An 18,201-nucleotide genomic window follows, 5' to 3' on the forward strand; every position below is an offset into this window, starting at 1 on the left:
ATGGTGGGGCATGATGGATTTGAACCATCGACCAATTGATTAAAAGTCAACTGCTCTACCAACTGAGCTAATGCCCCGCTCTATGCACTTAATTTAATTAAGCTTACGTAAATCCGCCGATTCCAGCCATTCTTAAATATAAAGAATGGTGGGGCATGATGGATTTGAACCATCGACCAATTGATTAAAAGTCAACTGCTCTACCAACTGAGCTAATGCCCCGCTCTGGGTACTTAATTTAATAATTAATTAAGCTTACGTAAATCCGCCGATAATAGACCATTATTACTATAAATATAATGGTGGGTCATGATGGATTTGAACCATCGACCAATTGATTAAAAGTCAACTGCTCTACCAACTGAGCTAATGACCCGCTCTATTTTTGTCGCATTTCGAGTGGGGTAACCATTCGTTTGCTGCGGGCGCTTATAATACTTATTTATAAAATGAGTGCAACCGAAATTGTCTCTTTTTTTAAGTTTTTATGCTTAGCTGAACAATTTTAGACCGCTTATGACAAAAAGCAGCCTAATCAAGTCTCTTGTATTAATTTTATAAGCGCTTTGTGGCCAATTTTGCAGCAGTGGTACTTGGATACTGATTAATTAAATCGTTCAGTATTTTTTGCGCTTCGGCTGCTAAATTTTGCTCTTGTAGCAAAGTACCTAACTTTAACATGGCATCTGGGCGCTTATTTGAATTTGGAAATTCATTAACCACCACTTTAAAATGCTCCGTTGCTTTAGCTGGGTTATTTTTTATCGTGAGCAGCTGCCCAAGCCAATAATGTGCATTTGATGCATACACAGAATTTGGGTAGGTAGTTAAAAAAGTTTGAAACTCTGGGATCGCCTGATCATAGCGTTTATCTTTCATTATTAAAGCAACAGCACGCTCGTATGCTTCGTTTTCAGATAAATCGACACTGTATGTCTGAGTATCGCTTGCTTGCGTGTGATCAACTCCAGGCGCTGTGGCAGCCGGTTGACTATAAGCTTGGCTTACGCGGTTTTCAATTTCTTGATAAAGCTCGCGCTGACGCTGCAGCACTTTTTCTAGCTTATAACTTTGCTCTTCGGTTACACCACGAATTTGGCTTACTTCATCTTGCAATAAATTAAGCTGTTGCTGTAACTCAACTTGTAAAAAGTTACGTTGTTGCATCATATTCTCTAACGACGCTAAACGCTTTTCAATACTCGATTGTGAACTTGCAGCTTCTGAAACAGGAGCGGGAGCAGCCATTAACTGGGTGCTCCCGCTCAATATCATGGCTGCCAAAATAATTTTCGGCTTCATAATATCTCTTATCTTAGTAAACTAGTACCGCACGGCGGTTTTTAGCGAAAGCTGATTCAGTGCGAGATTTAACCATAGGTTTCTCTTCACCGTAGCTTACCACTGACATTTGGCTTGCAGAAACACCTAAGCTTTGTAGGTATTTTTCAACTGCTTGGCCACGGTGCTCACCTAGTGCAATATTGTACTCTGGCGTACCGCGCTCATCTGCGTGGCCTTCAATAAGTACTTTAACAGATGAGTTTTGAACTAAAAACTCAGCGTGTGCGCGTAATAAATCAGCGTACTTGCCTTCAACTGTCGCTTTATCAAAATCAAAGTAAATTACTTGCTCTTGACGAAGTGCTTCGTATTTTTGACGAAGTTGCTCTTCTGCACGTTGCTCTGGCGAAATTGTCGCTACTTCAACTGTGTCAGTATTTGTTGATTGCTCAACCATACCTTGATTTGATTGGTTAGCTGCGCCTTCATCTATATCTGAAGATGAGCTACAAGCTGCTAAAGCCATTACTGGCACAGCAATTAGCAGGCCTTTAAGTATTTTATTAAGTTGCATTGAGTAGATTCCTATTTTGAGTAAACCAGCAATTATTACTGTAAATATGGCGACCAAGCTGGCGCCTTTACTTGTCCGTCTAGCACAGGTAACCGTGCTTTAAAGCGACCGTCCATCGATACCAGCGCAAGTACCTGTTTATTATTATGAAGCGTGCTATATATAATCATCGAGCCATTTGGCGCTATACTCGGTGATTCATCAAGGCGAGTTCGTGTTAATACTTGAAACGCACCTGTAGCCAGCTCTTTTTTAGCAAGATGGTACTGCCCGTTGGTACGGTTAACCATCACTAATTCTTTGCCATCGGGTGTTATTGAACCTGCTAGGTTCATATCACCGTCAAAGCTTAATCTTTGTGTTCTGCCAGTTTTTAAATTTAACTTATAAATCTGGGCATTACCACCCCTTTCAGATGTAAATACAATATCTTGGCCATTAGGATGCCACGATGGCTCTGTATCTATACTGCGATGACGAGTAAGACGCGTTTCTTTGCGTGTTACTAAGTCTAGTAAATAAACTTCGGTTGCACCGGTTTTATCTTTTGAAAGTACTAATAGTAACTTTTTACCATCGGGCGAAAACTGCGGTGCACCGTTAATACCAGGGTAACTAGTAACCAATTCACGTTTACCTGAGTATAGGTCTTGAATGTAAATTTGGCTCTGACGATTTTCAAACGTTACATAGGCTAACTTAGTGCCATCGGGCGACCATGCAGGCGACATTAACGGCTCTTTAGAGCGCAGTAATACTTGCTCATTAAAACCATCGTAATCAGAAACTACCAGTTGATAAGGTCTGTCGTCATTATCACGTACTATAACATAGGCTATTTTAGTTAAAAATGCGCCTTTTTCACCGGTTAACTTTTCGTAAATCACATCACTTATACGGTGTGAATAACGACGAAAGCCGGTGTCGCTAATAATACTTTCACGTGCTTCTAAAATATGGTCTTGGTTTTTAATTAATTTACCGTTAGTCATCATTTGCGTTTGACCACCGGTAATTTGCCCACGAATAACATCAACCAGTTCATAACGCACCAAGTAGCGGCCATTAGATTGCTGCTCAACTTCGCCAACTAATATCGCCTCTACTCCTTTGTTTACCCAAGAAGCATAGTTAATATCGCTATCTTTACTTGGCTGTTGCGGCATTTGTGCTACATCTACAGGCTTAAATTTACCACTGCGCATTAAATCTGCAGCAATAACTTCGCTGATCTTTTGTGGAATAGGGCCAATACCTTGATACTTAAATGGCACAATAGCAATTGGTCGTGCGCCATCTATACCCTCTGTTATTACAATTTCCAGGGCTGCATTTGCAACGCCCTGAAAACCCAATAATAAAATTAAACAGGCTACTTTTACTTTGTTGAACATATCATTCCTTTAAAATTCTGGCTTGATTGTTAAATTTATATTCTTAAGTTGGTCGAATACGTCTTTATCTTTTGATACCGGTAATGTGTCGGCCATACGCACCGCTCTTAATGCAGCTTCACACACTAATCTATCGCCGCCTAATGAAGTCACTTGCGTTACTAAGCCATTAAAGCCTAAACGAATGTTAACTCGGCACTGCTGATTTTTCATTTTTTCGTCAATAAGTAAGTTTTGCTGTATACGCGCCATTATTAATGCACGGTACTTATCTACTTCACTCACTACTTGTTGTTGGCGTATTTTACTGCGGGCAGCCTGCTCTTTAGCAAGTTGCTCTTGTAACATTTGCTCTTGCATTGCTTGCTCACGCTTACGTTCGGCTTCTGCTTCGCGTTTTTTGCGTTCAGCTTGTGCTTTTTTAAGCGCATCTTCCTCAGCTTTGCGTTTATCAGCGGCAGCCTTTGCAGCGTTTTCAGACTCTTGCTTTTGCTTTTCGGCTTGCTTAGCTTTAGCACGCTCTTGCTGCTCTATGGCACGTGCTTTTTTAGCTTGCGCTTGCGCCTCTGCCGTTTCTTTCTCTTTGGCTTTACGCTGTTGCTCTAACTTTTTAATTTGTCGTGCTTCTGATTCTCGCTCTTTGCGCGCATTACTAGCTCTGCGCTCTAAATCGCGAATACGTTTATCTTCAGCTCGCTTTTGATCGTCTTCTTTTTTTCTAAGTTGCGCAATTTTTTGCTCAACCTGTTTTTGATCAACCGTTACCGCAGACACCGCTTTATCTACATCGGGAATAGCCGAATTAAGTGTAACTTCCATTACCTTAGGCGCTGGCGGATGAATATTTGCGGTGGCATACAAAAACCCACCTAATGCCACATGTAAAAGTACTGATTTAATTAATGGTGTTTGCATAAGGCTACTTCGTCCCCTCAAAGGATTCTGTCATTAACCCTACCGATGGCACGCCTGCTCTTTTTAAAAAGTCCATTAATAGTAATACTTCTTGATATGACACTTTGCCCGAGCCTTTTATCATTACAGGTACATCTGGATTTTTCATCAGCTGTAACTTAATTACGGCAGCTACATCTAGCGCTTCCATTGGCTCTTCAGGGTCGGTGCCTACGCTTACATAGTATCGGCCATCAGCATCTATAGAGGCAATAATAGGTGGCGTATCTTTAGTATCAACTAAGTCTGACTCTTCCATTTTTGGTAAGTCAACTTTAACACCGTGAGTAATGAGTGGTGCTGTAGCCATAAATATAATTAGTAGTACCAACATTACATCAATGTAAGGCACTACATTAATTTCTGCGACCGGACGGCGCTTTTTACGCTGATACATTCGCTTGGGCCTCTATTTGAGTAGCTGCTTGACGGTGTAGGATATTAGCAAACTCTTCCATAAAGTTAATGTAATGCGTTTCTAATTTTTCAACTTTATTAGCAAAACGGTTATAAGCAATAACAGCTGGAATAGCTGCAAATAAACCCATTGCAGTAGCAATCAACGCTTCAGCAATACCTGGTGCTACCATTTGTAGCGTAGCTTGCTTAACTTCGCCCAGTGCAATAAAGGCATTCATTATGCCCCATACTGTACCAAACAAGCCTATATATGGACTAATTGAGCCCACGGTTGCTAAAAATGACAAACTTGATTCTAACTTTTCCACTTCACGCGAAAGCGCCACGCGCATGGAGCGATGTGTGCCTTCCATAACAATGCCAGCACTTTGAAATGTATTTTTTTTATGACGTGCAAACTCTTTAAAGCCAGCGGTAAATAATGCTTCTATACCTTTTGATTGCCCACTACGTGATGAAATTTCGCTATACAGCTTACTTAAATCAATTCCAGACCAAAACTTTTGTTCGAACTTTTTGGCATTGCTTAAAGCGTCTGAGATTGCTTTTTTACGCTGAAAAATAATAGCCCACGACATTACCGACATCGCTACTAACGCTAGCATCACTAGTTGCACAAGCAAACTTGCTTCTAGAATTAGATCTAAAAAATTAAGCCCTGATCCCACGTTAAACTCCTAAAAAATTAAAAACACATCAAATTGATTTATTTGGATAATATGACCTTACACCAGAACTACAAAGGGTAAGCGTCTAAAATTGTAGCTAGTGTATATAGTGTATTTCCCGCTTACAACGATCTTGCTATGAATAGACAACAAAAAACGTTAAAAAATTCTTTTATTTTTATTAAACCGTAAAATAACCCGTTTATTATAATTGCGTAATTAATATTAGTGTTTATTAATGCGCTATTATAAAGGTAACACTCAGTTAAATTAGCTGTTTATTCAAAATATAAGCATAAGCACGCAAAACAACCTAAGGTTTACTTTAACGTAATAGTAAAACTAATACCGAAATTTACTGCAAAATACAATATAAGCAAATAATTTCATAAAGTTATAATGTTAACGATTAATTAACGTGCAATAATTGAACATTCATAAAAAGCATTCAGATTAGTTTTTTTTATCTGAAATTATAAATTTTCTAGTTTGAACAAAAAACAACTCTTCGGTATTATTACCTCATACCGAACTAACGCATTAAATGAAAGTTTTCATTGCACCCAGTTCTTCGTAATATGACATTTCATCGTATTACATTGTTTTACTTTTTTAGGATAAAACCTAAGTAAGTAAAATAGAGTTCCCAAGATTACTTCCTTCAACTTGTTGTTTGCCCGCATTATTTGCGGGCTTTTTTTTGCCCATAAATAATCTTCATAACATTAATACCTAGGTATTAAGTTAACATCACAACTTTAGCGTTTATAACAATTGCATAAAGCCTAAGCTAGTGCGCCACAGCAAGCCACCTATTAGTTAACACCAGCAATATAACGCAGGCACAATAACCTTGATTGACTTAACGCATCGTGAATTATTGCTAAATTTAAGTACGCATACCAACCACATTAAAACTCACCAAGTATAGCGCCAATAACGTGCCTATAGAATGAATATAACGGCAGCGCAAAGCAACATAAAACACGGCTAAGCATAAACTAAAAAGCCATTGCAATTAATTAATCGCAATGGCTTTTTAAATTGGGTAAAGCTTTTTATTAGTCTTGCTTTGGTAGTAAACCAAAGTGATGATATGCGTTGTCTGACACTATTCGTCCACGGGGTGTACGCTGAATAAAGCCCTGTTGAATTAAAAAGGGTTCTATTACATCTTCAATAGTCTCTTTTTCCTCGCCAATAGCTGCAGCTATATTGTCGAGCCCAACTGGGCCGCCCATAAATTTTTCTATAATGGCGAGTAAGTACTTACGATCCATATAATCAAAACCGCTTTTATCTACATCGATCATATTAAGTGCCAGCTCTGCCACTTCGGCGTTTACCGTACCGTCTGACTTTACTTGGGTGTAGTCACGCACTCGGCGTAGTAATCTATTGGCAATACGGGGGGTACCGCGTGAGCGTTTAGCAATTTCAACTGCACCCTCGTCGCACATTTCTAAATCAAGAAAATGCGCCGATCGCCCTACTATGTACGATAAGTCTTCTACTGAATAAAACTCTAAGCGCTGCACAATACCAAAGCGGTCACGCAGTGGCGAGGTTAACGAACCCGCGCGAGTCGTTGCGCCAATAAGCGTAAACGAGGGTAAATCTAATTTTATCGAGCGTGCTGCTGGGCCTTCACCTATCATAATATCAAGTTGGTAGTCTTCCATTGCTGGGTAGAGTATTTCTTCAACTTGTGGGCTTAACCTGTGTATTTCATCAATAAATAATACATCACCTTCTTCAAGGTTGGTTAGCAATGCGGCTAAATCACCGGCTTTTTCGAGCACTGGCCCTGAGGTTGCCTTTATATTTACCTGCAGCTCGTTGGCAACAATATTAGCTAATGTAGTTTTACCCAAACCTGGTGGGCCAAAAATAAGCAGGTGATCGAGTGCTTCGCCTCGGCTACGGGCCGCTTCAATAAAAATTTCCATTTGCTGTTTAACATGCGGTTGACCACGGTAATCGGCGAGTAATTTTGGCCTAATTGCACGGTCTATAGAGTCTTCGTTGGGTTTTTCAGTCGCGTCAATTAAGCGATCAGCTTCGATCATAGGTTACTCACAGCATTGATTTTAAAGATTCTTTAATAAGAACCTCAGTAGACATATCGGGTTTACTTACTGATTTTACTGCTTTTTGCGCTTGTGGCAATTTATAACCTAGCGACACCAAAGCCGACACAGCATCATCGGCGGCATTATTAGCAATTGTTGCGTCGCTAAACGGCTCAATAACCGCACTGTCGCTGAAAGGGGTGAATAAATCGTTGCCCCAATTTTTTAATCTGTCTTTCATTTCGAGTACTAGCCGCTCGGCGGTTTTTTTACCTACACCGGGTAATTTAACTAAGCTTGTGGAGTCTTCGTTATTTACACAGCTTACAAATTGCTGCGCCGACATACCCGACAAAATAGCTAAACCTAGCTTTGGCCCTACGCCATTGGCTTTTAATAACTCTCTAAATAAGGCACGCTCTACTTTATTGTTAAAGCCAAACAATAGTTGTGCATCTTCGCGTACTACAAAATGAGTATAAACAATGGCATTTTCGCCAACTTTAGGTAAGTCGTAAAAGCAGGTCATTGGCATTTGCACTTCGTAGCCAACACCATTTACCTCTAATAATATTTCGGGAGGTTGTTTTTCTACTAAAATACCATTTAAGCGACCAATCATAGTTATTTCCTTAAACGTCCTCTAACGGTTTTGCTTGCGCTACCCGCTAGTTTTATTAAATTTTGTTCTGAGTGCGCATGGCAAATAGCAATAGCCAGTGCATCGGCGGCATCAGCTTGTGGCGTACCAGGTAGTTTTAAAATGTTTTTAACCATATGCTGTACTTGAGTTTTATCGGCGCCACCATTGCCTACTACGGCTTGTTTTATTTGCCTTGCTGAGTATTCAAATACTGGTAAGTCGGCCATTGCAGCGCCTACAATAGCAGCACCACGTGCTTGGCCTAGCTTTAAGGCTGAGTCGGGATTGTGCGCCATAAACACTTTTTCTATCGCGAAGGTTTCTGGCGAAAACTGCTCTATAAGCTGGGTAATGCCTTGGTAAATCATTTTAAGTCTTATATGAAACTCATGATCCGCTAATTTAATGCAACCACTGCCTAAATAAGTGAATTTAGATCCCTGATGCGCTACAACACCGTAGCCAGTTAAGCGTGAGCCTGGATCAATCCCTAAAATTATGGCCAAAAAGCACCCTCATTATTGTTATTCGTTAATTAGGCTAATAATGCCAGAGCACTGTATAAATTACCAGTAACAATAAAACAAAAACGCCCACTTAAGTGGGCGTTTTCCTTTTGCTTAAATATTGGCAACTTAACCTAACGCACGCACCAGCCCTTGGGTGTTTTGCTTAAGTGTGCGAGCAATCATAAAATAGCCTAACCCCGCTACAAACACTCCACCTGCCACCGGTCCTATTATCCAAATATGTGGATGTAATTTACCCGCCAGATCAAATAACTGCTGCTGTACAATTAATAGCGCAATATCACTAAAAAAAGCGGCAACTAAGCCGGCCAAACCACCAAGCAATAAAAACTCATATAAAGTGGCGTTTTTAATAAGCCGGCTTTTTGCACCAAGTGTGCGCAGTATTACAATTTCTTGCATGCGCTCGCCTAAGCTTGCTTGCACTTGCGATATTAATACCAGTGCACCACACAACACCACAATAGTAAGTACAAAGCCAATTGCAAGTGACACTTGCTCTATGGTTGATTGTATTTGTTTAACAAAGTTACCTACATCTATGGCGGTAACCGTTGGGTAGCTGCGCAGCAATTGACTAAAGTCGCGTTTTTGATCAGGCTCAATACGTACCGACGATATATAGGTTGCCGGAAAGTCTTTGAGCACATCAGGACTTAAAATAATAAAAAAGTTTGGCTTAAGGGTGGCCCAGTTTACTTTACGCACACTGGTAATTTTAGCGTCAAACGACTGCGCACCAATTAAAAACGTTAACGTGTCGCCAAGTTCAACATCTAAACGCTCAAGCATAGACTCCTCAATAGATGCCTCTGCTAATGTGTTTTCATTAAACCACTGCCCTTGCACTATTTCGTTTTGCGCTGGCGGCGTTTCAAGCCAGGTTAAATTTAGCTCGCGACCAATACCAGCGCGTGCCTCTTCATCTTTTTTCTCGTTGTCTTGCAATGATACTTCTCGCGCTACCAGCTCGCCATTTACCGCATTTACCCGGCCACGAATGGTGGGATAAAACTCCGATACCTGAATGTTTTTTTGCGCCAAATAAGTATTAATTGGCTCAAGTTCGTTTTGGGTAATATTGACTAAAAATGCATTGGGAGCATCGTCTGGTAACTGCGACTGCCAATCGGCTATCATGTCGTTTTTAAGTACCACTAAAAATAGTAATAGCTTAATAGCGAGGGAAAAGCTGATCAGCTGGACTGCATTCACATTTGCACGCTTTTGAATTGACGCAATTGCCAGCGACCAACTATTACCCGGCTTTAAGCCCAATTTACGGCCACCACCAAATATAACTTTAGACACCAAAAACAACACGCCAATTAAAGTTAGGGTTGAGGCAAACAAAATCAGAGTAATTTTTATATTATTGCTAAATAGCCACATGAGTAAAAACACGGTAAACGCACTCATAGCTAAGTGCACCCTGCTAACCGCTAGTTTATCGCCTAAGTTACGACGCAGCACTCGCAATGGCGGAATATCAAATAAATCAAATAACGGCTTGATAGAAAACATCACTGCACAAATTACACCTGTGCTAATTGCCACTAACCACGGCTTAAAACCCGCCATTGGCAACGTTGTACCCATGCTTTTTGCTAAATAATGTGTTGCAATTTCTTGTAAACCATAACCAATTAATAAACCCACTGTTACCGCCATTAAACACACCATTAATAAGTGTGTAAGGTAAATTTTGCGGATCATTGCCCGGCTACCACCTAAGGTTTTCATCATAGCAACTGGGTCGTATTGGCGTTCACAATAACGCTTTGCAGACACCGCAATTGCCACTGCGGCTAAAATAATGCCCAGCAAACCTGCTAGCAACAAAAAGCTTTCTGCACGGTTTAAACTATTAGATATTGGCGATTGGCGATCTTTTACGCCATACCATTGCTGGTTTTCTTTTAACTGCGGTTTTAGCCAATCGTAAAAACTATTTATATCGCTTTCATCGCCGGCATAAAGCTGACGATAAAACACTCGGCTACCCGGTTGTATTACTTCTGTTTTTTCCACGTCGTTAATGTTTATAAGCACCCTGCGGCTACTCGAAAACACATTAAAAGGCGCGTCGGGCTCTTCTACAATTACTTTTTCAACGTTAAATAATGCAGCACCTAGCTCTACTACATCGCCTATATCTATATTTAAACTATAAAATACCGACTCGCTAAGCCACACATTGCCAAGTGTTGGTCCGCCGTTAGCAACTTCGGTTTCTCCATTTAGGCTCGACTTAACCTTAAGTTGCCCCTTTAACGGGTAACCACTTGAGGCCGCTTTTACCGAACTAAATTGCATTTCGTCGTTGGCAAATAACATAGTGTCGAAGTAAAGCATTTGTGCGGTTTTTAAATTTTGTTGCTCTGCTTTAGCTATATAAGAAGTGTCGATTACGTGATTACTGCCAAGCACTCGGTCGGCGGCAATAAAGGCGCTACTTTTTTGCGCAATACTCTGTGCAATACGCTCGGTAACCATAGATAAAGTAAGCACGGTAAGTACCGCAAGCGCTATAGCCGCACTTATCACCGTAAGCTCACCACGGCGAAACTCCCGCGAAAATAACTTAAGCGCTAACTTAGCCCACATTTGCTATTTCCTCTGCTGAGTTTTCTACTAATCGGCCACCTTCAATTTGAATAATATGCTGGCATTTTTGTGCAAGTGCCTCGTCATGCGTTACTAAAATAAGCGTAGTACCGTGCTGCGAATTTAGATCAAATAATAACGACTCAATCATTTTACCGTTTTTACTGTCTAGATTTGCCGAAGGCTCATCGGCAAACAGTATTTTTGGCGTGCCAATAAATGCCCGCGCAATTGCAACACGTTGCTGCTCACCACCAGAGAGTTGCGACGGATAATGGTCGATGCGATGACCCAAACCTACCTTTTCTAGCAAAATAAGTGCTTGCTGTTTAGCGTCGCGCTCCCCTGCAAGTTCAGCGGGTAGCATTACGTTTTCAAGCGCTGTTAAACTTTGTACTAACATAAACGACTGAAATACAAAGCCTACTTTTGCGGCGCGCAGCCCAGCACGCGCTTCTTCATCGAGATTATGTAGCGGCTCGCCATCTAAAAATATTTCACCGCCACTCGCCGTATCAAGCCCAGCTAACAAACTAAGTAACGTAGATTTACCAGAACCAGAAGTGCCCACTACTGCAACAGATTCGCCATGCTTGACATTAAAGCTGATGTCGCTGAGGATGGGCAACTCACCTTCAAAGGTAGATACCACTTTAGACAAACCATTTACTTGAATTATATTTAATTGAGAAAGCGCTGACATATGACTCATTCAATCCTACGTTTTGTATTCATTTTATTTTTAGTTATCAAACCACTAAGTGCAGCAGCTAATAACACCATTTTAATACTTGGTGACAGTTTAAGCGCAGCCTACGGACTTAAACAAGAACAAGGCTGGGTACAATTGTTACAAGATAAATACGATGCTGAGCAAAGTAATATCAAACTTATTAATGCCAGTATCAGTGGCGAAACAACCGGTGGCGCACTGCGCCGTGTAGATGCTTTGCTAGCGCAGTATCAACCAACTCATGTACTTATTGAGCTGGGCGCAAACGACGGTTTACGTGGTTTTCCGGTGAGTAAGCTACAAGCTAACTTAACCGAATTAATCAAAAAAAGCCAAGCAGCCAATGCCACCAGCGCTTTAATGGAAATTTATATTCCCCCAAATTACGGGCCACGTTACAGTAAAATGTTTACCGATAGTTTTACACAAGTAAGTAAAAATACAAACGCTTACCTTATGGACTTTTTTGTACTTAAAGTTGCTGGGCAAAACGACTTAATGCAAAACGATAACTTGCACCCTAACAAAACTGCGCAACCAATACTACGAGACGAAATGTATAACACGATCAAACTGTGGTTAAATAAAGACTAGCGCCATGCTTAACTACTTTTAATTGCGCAAGGAAACTATTTTCAGCCTGCTTGCGCAAAAAACACTCAAACAAACAAATGCTTATTGATTTTTAAAAAAATACACGTACTATTGCAACCTCAGTCGGTATGTGGCGCAGCTTGGTAGCGCACTGTCATGGGGTGGCAGGGGTCGAGAGTTCGAATCTCTCCATACCGACCATTTAAATCAATACCTTACCTCTAATTATAAGACTTCCGTTTTAGCCTAACGCATTGCGTGTAGCCAATGTGTAGCCACTCTACTCTTTTTTATAGTCGGGAATTAAAATTCAACTCTTTAATTGCTTGCGCGTACTGGTTGCGAATCCCCCTTCTACGGTGTAGGAAAATACCCTATAAAAATTTAGCTAGCTTGCTGTATTGTTCTAGGCTATTTCTAAGCCCCCATACACCCGAAAACCCGTTTCTTTGTAAATATCTAAATAAGCTTTTACGCGTCCATGTATTACCCCAACTAGTTTTTAAGTTTATGTTATTTAAATGATTAACTAAATACTGGTAGCTAGGGTTTTTATATTTATGCGATTCATTAAGCTTTAATACCAGCGCTTTAAATACTAGTTTATCGTTATCAATTCTATGCTGTGTATTCATATATCCTCCTTAGAAGGTCATATTATACCCTTCCTTTTATTACAATCATTTCGGGCGATTCAGTTAGGCATAAAATTGTGTTCAATAAGAAGGCTATGGATAATTAAACTTAAATGACTTGAATTTGCTAGCGCCTTTTGTAATTCTAATAACACTAAAACTACTAAGGACGGTTATGTTTTTATCAGATAATCAACAATCAAAAGCTTCAAATACCAAAACCGAATGGACTTTAAACGACAAAGGCCTAACCAATAACTTTACTGAAACAACTTATGAGATTGAGCACCTCAGCTTTTCACTAAAAAAAGATGGTTACAAAGGTGTCGCATCAATATTTTATAAGAATGAATTCCTTTGCAATTTAATCACGACTTATAGCTTATCTGGTGTGTATAAAAAACATGGCATCAAAGAAAACACAACGATAAATAATAATATTAATGAAAAGCTTTTAGATGTAAACAACAATGAAATTACGCTCTCTAGTGTACTACTCAGCTTTAAATCAAAAGACTATGGTATAGCGGGTTTGAGGACTGTTGAATGTAACTCCTCTTATGATCTCCTTTTCTATGGTAAATATTTAACGAGTGTTTCTAAAGAAACTGCTCATAAGATAGAAGCTACAAAAGATATATATCTAAATACTAAACTCTCAGCTTTAAATGAAAGAATAAAAAATAACCTAAGCGAAATTGAAAAAAGAAAAGATAGCCTCACTACAAAAAACTTTAAAGTAATTAGAGGCCCTAACGAAGTTGTGCTTACTACTGAAACAGCATCAAATTTAAAAGTACTCAAAAGGTTGGATGTTATAACTGCTGAGTGTGTTTATGGGATGAATATCTTCAAAGATATATTAGCCAGTCTCAGTGATACTTTTGGTGGCAGAAATAAAAGTATACAAAACACTTTAAGAGATGCCCGCAGAACAGCTTTAACTGAGCTAAGAAAAGAAGCCTATTCTTTAGGCGCTAACGCTGTAATTGGTATAGACCTAGACTACAGTGAAATATCAGGCGGTGGTAAAGCTGGCATGTTGTTTATTGTCGCCTCGGGTACAGCAGTGATAATAGAGCAGTAGCTTACAAAGCCCTGCAAATATCTTAAATAAATTGTAAGGACAAATAAAAAATTAATGTGACACCCATTCTAATAATTAATCGCTTTAATTTTTACTAAGATAAATATCGTTTGGCTTAAAGTGTCCTAAATATTCAAAATGCTTCCGCTAGCTCAAATAACATCGTTTTTACCTACTTTTTATTCATTTTTAGGCATGCGAAATACTGTGCTTTCACAGTGAAGGGAAATAACGGGTAACTTTTTGAAGTAACGCTTTAAGCCAGTAGTTTTTCGCAGTTACTAACGTTTGCGCGCCGCTTTCTGTTTAGGTGTTCGCAGTATCCTTCGTGTGACGCTGGGCGACCTACTGCACCATGAAATACGCGACTAAATTGCGTGGTGAGTTTTAGCCAGTTTTCGGGGGTAATGTTTACTCTTTGTAACAGGGGTAAAGTGCTGCTTTCGATATAGCCTGCTTTACCTTCGCGTATACAACGTCCGGTTAATTCTACTAGTTCAAGGTAAGATTTAAGCGCAAAGGGTAATCCTTTTGCCATGTGCTTTTTTGATTTACCTGAAAAGCGCAGGAGTTGCTTCGGTTGCTTACCTGCAGTGGCACTTTCAATGCGTATTTTTACGCTGGTATGCTCTGATGTTTCTGGTGTTGTTGCTGCCTTTGCTCTTATTGGGTTTAAGTCAACATATGCCATACAGGCGATTAATGCGGCTTCATCTAAGAGGGCTTGTGATTTAAAGCGTCCTTCCCAAAAGCGGCCGGTACAGTTATCTTCTTTATTAGCTCTGCGCGCAATGTCTTCATTTAATAAGCGCATAAACCAACTGATATTAGCTAAGCGTTCTCGGTATTCAATGATTGTTTCATTTAGAAAGAGCCATTCAATTTTACTTAGCTCTTCACCTTGCAGATATTTGTTAGTGAGTACAGTGCCTTTACAAAGCCTGTGCCACCGCTGAATAATGGCTTTATCGGTTAGTCGCTTGGCTTTTTTATCATCAACATAGAGTACTAAGTGGGTGTGATTACTCATTACTGCATACGCGCACACATCGATACAAAATACGTTAGCGAGGGCAAGTAATTTGCTTTCAACCCACCCTCTGCGATGTTCATACGATTGATTAGTAAAGTTGTCTACGCCGCATAAAAATGCACGGCGTACACAGCGCGAAATACAGTGATAGTATTTTGTATCGACCAAACTTACCTGACGCTTTCTTGCGATAACCATGTGACACCCTGCTTAATTATTGCACTAACCAGAGCTTAGTTAATTACACTGATATTACAAATATTAAGATGGGTGTCTGTTTAATATCTTTTTACAAATATTAAGATGGGTGTCTGTTTAATATCTCTCCATACCGACCAACTTTAAAAGCCTTTTAAATAACCAAAATCAATTACTTCGCAACACGCTCAGTTACTTTATTGCTACCTTTCCTGAATTTAAAAAATATACAGTAACCTAGTCTGGCATGCAGCTTCCGCTATAAACCACTTTGCTATATTCACCTGAAAAATCACTCATGCTTACCGAATTTATTATAAATGCACTTTTGCTGATCAGCCATTGACCGTCTCTTTGCTTTTCAAATTCGTCGAGGTAGTAGCCACCTAATTGCACATGGAGCTTATCTTTGGTGTTGATACTTTGAAAGCGAAGGTTAATTTTAGTCTTGGCTGTATTGTTGGTGAGCTCTAAAAAAACCGGATTTTGTGCGTGATGCATATCAACTATATGGTCGTGGCAACCAAGATCTTTAAAAACAGCCACAAAATCTTCTCGTCGGTTAAATTGGCCAATGTGACCAAAGTTAATATCTACTTCGCCGCTAATAAAACAATTAGTTACCACCTCAGGTTGTTTTTCATCGCAGGCATTTAGGTAGCGATATTTCAACTCTAATATTGATTGCTTGTCTTCTAGTTGCTGTAAACGTTGCTCGGTAGTCTTTGTATATTTCATAGCAGCCCTTTGTTTTTTGGTTGATTTTTAAGCTAGGCTTTTATACTAAGGCTTTACATGCTAATTTCAATACAAATATATCTTTATTACTAGTACGACTACTATCGAAACTAAATTGAGCTGGTTAGCCAATTTAACCTTTAGTATTTTTTATGTGTCGTTTTTTAAATGAGGGAATTCATGCAACAGGAAGAAGCAAAAGTTGCCATTGTAACCGGTGCTAGCCGCGGTGCAGGCAGAGGCATTGCCTTAGCTTTAGGTAAAAAAGGCATGACAGTTTATGTTACTGGCCGCAGTATAAAAACAGGCTCAGTTTTAGGGTGGGATGGCTCGGTATTACCCGGAACAGTATATGAAACTGCCGAGCAAATTAATCAAGCAGGTGGTATAGGTATTGCTGTGGTGTGCGATCACAGTGACGATGCACAAACCGCCGCATTGTTTGCTCAGGTTGAAAAAGAGCAAGGCCGATTAGATATTTTGGTTAATAACGCTGCATTTATTCATGATCAATTAGTTGAACAAAAGCCATTTTGGGAAAAAGAGATTGATGCGGGTAAAATTTTAGATGTAGGTTTACGCTCTGCTTACGTGGCTAGTTGGCATGGCGCAAAACTAATGGCTAAGCATAACAGTGGCTTAATTATGTTTGGTTCATCATTTGGTGCTAGTTGTTATATTCATGGGCCTGCTTATGGTGCACAAAAGGCGGGCCTTGATAAGCTTGCTCATGATATGGCGGTAGACTTTAAAGGCACAGGTATGCGTGCTGTATCTATTTGGATGGGGCCACTCTTAACCGAACGTTCGGCCATTATAGGTAAACTAGATAAAGAGCAATACCAGCAGTTTATGGCAACCGCAGAGTCACCAGAATTTATTGGTGATATTGTTTATGCTATTGCTAATGACCCTAAAGGTGACGAGCTTAACGGGCACACTGTAATTGCTGCCGAAATAGCTAAGCATTTTAATATTACCGACAGAGAAGGTTTGCAGCCACCATCTTATCGCGAAATGTTAGGTTCGCCGAATAAGCCAAACCCTGCCATTATTTATTAATAAGTTATAGATGAGGCTGTTGAAGTTGATAGCGCCTATAAACCTTAAATAAGCTTATAGGCTAAAAACAAAATAAACGCCGCTTTAATTTAACAGTTTAAATTAAAGCGGCGTTTTAACTATTATAGTTAATGCTTGCGCCCTACACCATTACGAACCATGTCTTGCCCTGTTTGGAATACGTTTTCTGTAATCATGCGTGCTAAAAGTAGCTTTTGATTATCGTCAAACACAGCAACAAAACGGCTGCCATCCTTGTTATTAGTAGCCATACCAACACCGGCAACACCTTTAAGTCCAAAACCACCGCTTTCTACATTAAGTAAAAAACTTTCAAGGTCGGCTAGATTATCAATTACACTTTGCTCTTCGCTCATTTTTATAACTCTTTTAATCATGCTCCGCGTACTGCAAAGCTTAGTAATACAATATGCTCGCTATTTTATATACTCTTGGTAAAAACTTAAACCTTTTAGCCAACAACACCGCATATCAATATAAGTGCTACACTGTGGCCTGGTTATTATGCTAACTGGCAAACTATGAAAGACTGTAATCAATGCGGTAAATGTTGTATTAAATACGGCGATGGCGACTTGAGTGCTACCCAAGAAGAAATTGATTTATGGGAAATATTTAACCCTGAAATCTTTGAATTTGTTAAAAATAATGAGATATGGTTCGATCCTAAATCGGGCGTTAGGCTAAGCAGATGCCCTTTTTTAGAGGTTGAGCCTAAAACAAACCCTCAAGCGAAAAATAAATATACTTGCAGTATTTACTTAGACCGCCCCGAAGACTGCCGTCATTATCCGAGCCTAATAGCTGAAATGATCAGAGATGAATGCGAAATGATTGAAATAACTGATCTGTCGCAGCCAATAAAAGCACAAATAAAACTAGATTTTATCATGCGTGATAGCCGCCCCGCTGGCTACTAAGTATTAAAACGGCCAATATAGTTTTATAAACAAT

The 18,201-nt window shown here is 39.7% G+C and carries 19 protein-coding genes and 4 tRNA genes; 5 read left to right on the forward strand and 18 right to left on the reverse strand.

Going from position 1 to position 18,201, the window contains the following annotated elements; translation table 11 throughout:
* Position 1: 1 nt before the first annotated feature.
* From AAEZ18_RS14160 to AAEZ18_RS14225, 14 genes are all read right to left on the reverse strand, one after another.
* Positions 2–77 (reverse strand) — tRNA-Lys (locus tag AAEZ18_RS14160).
* A gap of 69 nt (positions 78–146) precedes the next feature.
* Positions 147–222 (reverse strand) — tRNA-Lys (locus AAEZ18_RS14165).
* Positions 223–300: 78 nt separating this feature from the next.
* Positions 301–376: transfer RNA gene (locus tag AAEZ18_RS14170), tRNA-Lys, on the reverse strand.
* 179 nt (positions 377–555) lie between these two features.
* Positions 556–1,302, reverse strand: a complete 747-nt coding sequence (gene ybgF, locus AAEZ18_RS14175; protein ID WP_350595056.1) for a tol-pal system protein YbgF — start codon at positions 1,300–1,302, stop codon at positions 556–558.
* Positions 1,303–1,315: 13 nt separating this feature from the next.
* On the reverse strand, positions 1,316–1,858 hold the full coding sequence (gene pal, locus AAEZ18_RS14180) for a peptidoglycan-associated lipoprotein Pal (protein ID WP_011328542.1): 543 nt from the start codon (positions 1,856–1,858) through the stop codon (positions 1,316–1,318).
* 35 nt (positions 1,859–1,893) lie between these two features.
* Positions 1,894–3,252: a Tol-Pal system beta propeller repeat protein TolB gene (gene tolB / locus AAEZ18_RS14185; RefSeq protein ID WP_011328543.1), complete on the reverse strand. Its 1,359-nt coding sequence runs from the start codon at positions 3,250–3,252 to the stop codon at positions 1,894–1,896.
* Between the two features lie 9 nt (positions 3,253–3,261).
* The gene (tolA, locus tag AAEZ18_RS14190; RefSeq protein WP_011328544.1) at positions 3,262–4,167 is read right to left on the reverse strand and encodes a cell envelope integrity protein TolA; all 906 of its coding nucleotides are present in this window, start codon (positions 4,165–4,167) and stop codon (positions 3,262–3,264) included.
* 4 nt (positions 4,168–4,171) lie between these two features.
* On the reverse strand, positions 4,172–4,603 hold the full coding sequence (tolR, locus tag AAEZ18_RS14195; protein WP_041454479.1) for a protein TolR: 432 nt from the start codon (positions 4,601–4,603) through the stop codon (positions 4,172–4,174).
* Positions 4,590–5,294: a protein TolQ gene (tolQ, locus tag AAEZ18_RS14200; protein ID WP_041454480.1), complete on the reverse strand. Its 705-nt coding sequence runs from the start codon at positions 5,292–5,294 to the stop codon at positions 4,590–4,592. Before tolQ ends, tolR begins: the two co-directional genes overlap by 14 nt.
* 1,061 nt (positions 5,295–6,355) lie before the next feature.
* Entirely contained in the window at positions 6,356–7,363 is a 1,008-nt protein-coding gene (gene ruvB / locus AAEZ18_RS14205; protein ID WP_011328547.1) for a Holliday junction branch migration DNA helicase RuvB, read from the reverse strand.
* Positions 7,364–7,370: 7 nt separating this feature from the next.
* Positions 7,371–7,988, reverse strand: a complete 618-nt coding sequence (gene ruvA, locus AAEZ18_RS14210) for a Holliday junction branch migration protein RuvA (protein WP_089368500.1) — start codon at positions 7,986–7,988, stop codon at positions 7,371–7,373.
* Positions 7,989–7,990: 2 nt separating this feature from the next.
* Positions 7,991–8,515, reverse strand: a complete 525-nt coding sequence (gene ruvC / locus AAEZ18_RS14215) for a crossover junction endodeoxyribonuclease RuvC (RefSeq protein WP_011328549.1) — start codon at positions 8,513–8,515, stop codon at positions 7,991–7,993.
* 129 nt (positions 8,516–8,644) lie between these two features.
* Positions 8,645–11,146, reverse strand: coding sequence for an ABC transporter permease (locus AAEZ18_RS14220; RefSeq protein ID WP_089368501.1), 2,502 nt, complete (start codon positions 11,144–11,146; stop codon positions 8,645–8,647).
* Positions 11,136–11,849 (reverse strand): ABC transporter ATP-binding protein, encoded by a 714-nt coding sequence (locus AAEZ18_RS14225; RefSeq protein WP_011328551.1) that lies wholly within the window; start codon positions 11,847–11,849, stop codon positions 11,136–11,138. Before AAEZ18_RS14225 ends, AAEZ18_RS14220 begins: the two co-directional genes overlap by 11 nt.
* Here AAEZ18_RS14225 and AAEZ18_RS14230 point away from each other — a divergent pair, their 5' ends adjacent.
* Both AAEZ18_RS14230 and AAEZ18_RS14235 read left to right on the forward strand, forming a co-directional pair.
* Positions 11,850–12,473 (forward strand): arylesterase, encoded by a 624-nt coding sequence (locus AAEZ18_RS14230; protein ID WP_011328552.1) that lies wholly within the window; start codon positions 11,850–11,852, stop codon positions 12,471–12,473.
* Between the two features lie 124 nt (positions 12,474–12,597).
* Positions 12,598–12,674, forward strand: a tRNA-Pro gene (locus AAEZ18_RS14235).
* A 173-nt stretch (positions 12,675–12,847) separates the two neighbouring features.
* Here AAEZ18_RS14235 and AAEZ18_RS14240 read toward each other — a convergent pair.
* Entirely contained in the window at positions 12,848–13,108 is a 261-nt protein-coding gene (locus AAEZ18_RS14240) for a hypothetical protein (RefSeq protein WP_192532648.1), read from the reverse strand.
* Between the two features lie 175 nt (positions 13,109–13,283).
* On the opposite strand from AAEZ18_RS14240, the gene AAEZ18_RS14245 reads away from it, so the two are divergent.
* Positions 13,284–14,195, forward strand: a complete 912-nt coding sequence (locus AAEZ18_RS14245; protein WP_011328554.1) for a YbjQ family protein — start codon at positions 13,284–13,286, stop codon at positions 14,193–14,195.
* Positions 14,196–14,451: 256 nt separating this feature from the next.
* On the opposite strand, the gene AAEZ18_RS14250 is transcribed toward AAEZ18_RS14245, so the two are convergent.
* Entirely contained in the window at positions 14,452–15,426 is a 975-nt protein-coding gene (locus tag AAEZ18_RS14250; protein WP_350551917.1) for a transposase, read from the reverse strand.
* A 237-nt stretch (positions 15,427–15,663) separates the two neighbouring features.
* Entirely contained in the window at positions 15,664–16,164 is a 501-nt protein-coding gene (locus tag AAEZ18_RS14255) for a nuclear transport factor 2 family protein (RefSeq protein ID WP_197108764.1), read from the reverse strand.
* A 180-nt stretch (positions 16,165–16,344) separates the two neighbouring features.
* On the opposite strand from AAEZ18_RS14255, the gene AAEZ18_RS14260 reads away from it, so the two are divergent.
* Positions 16,345–17,226: an SDR family NAD(P)-dependent oxidoreductase gene (locus tag AAEZ18_RS14260; protein WP_197182985.1), complete on the forward strand. Its 882-nt coding sequence runs from the start codon at positions 16,345–16,347 to the stop codon at positions 17,224–17,226.
* Positions 17,227–17,354: 128 nt separating this feature from the next.
* Here the strand turns inward: AAEZ18_RS14260 and AAEZ18_RS14265 are convergent, their stop codons facing one another.
* Positions 17,355–17,603 (reverse strand): hypothetical protein, encoded by a 249-nt coding sequence (locus tag AAEZ18_RS14265; RefSeq protein ID WP_197182986.1) that lies wholly within the window; start codon positions 17,601–17,603, stop codon positions 17,355–17,357.
* Between the two features lie 165 nt (positions 17,604–17,768).
* Here AAEZ18_RS14265 and AAEZ18_RS14270 point away from each other — a divergent pair, with 165 nt between their 5' ends.
* Entirely contained in the window at positions 17,769–18,167 is a 399-nt protein-coding gene (locus tag AAEZ18_RS14270; RefSeq protein WP_197182987.1) for a YkgJ family cysteine cluster protein, read from the forward strand.
* Positions 18,168–18,201 lie beyond the last annotated feature (34 nt).

Origin of the sequence: Pseudoalteromonas sp. 19-MNA-CIBAN-0066, from assembly GCF_040308705.1 — a bacterium.
Taxonomy (GTDB): Bacteria; Pseudomonadota; Gammaproteobacteria; order Enterobacterales; family Alteromonadaceae; genus Pseudoalteromonas; species Pseudoalteromonas nigrifaciens.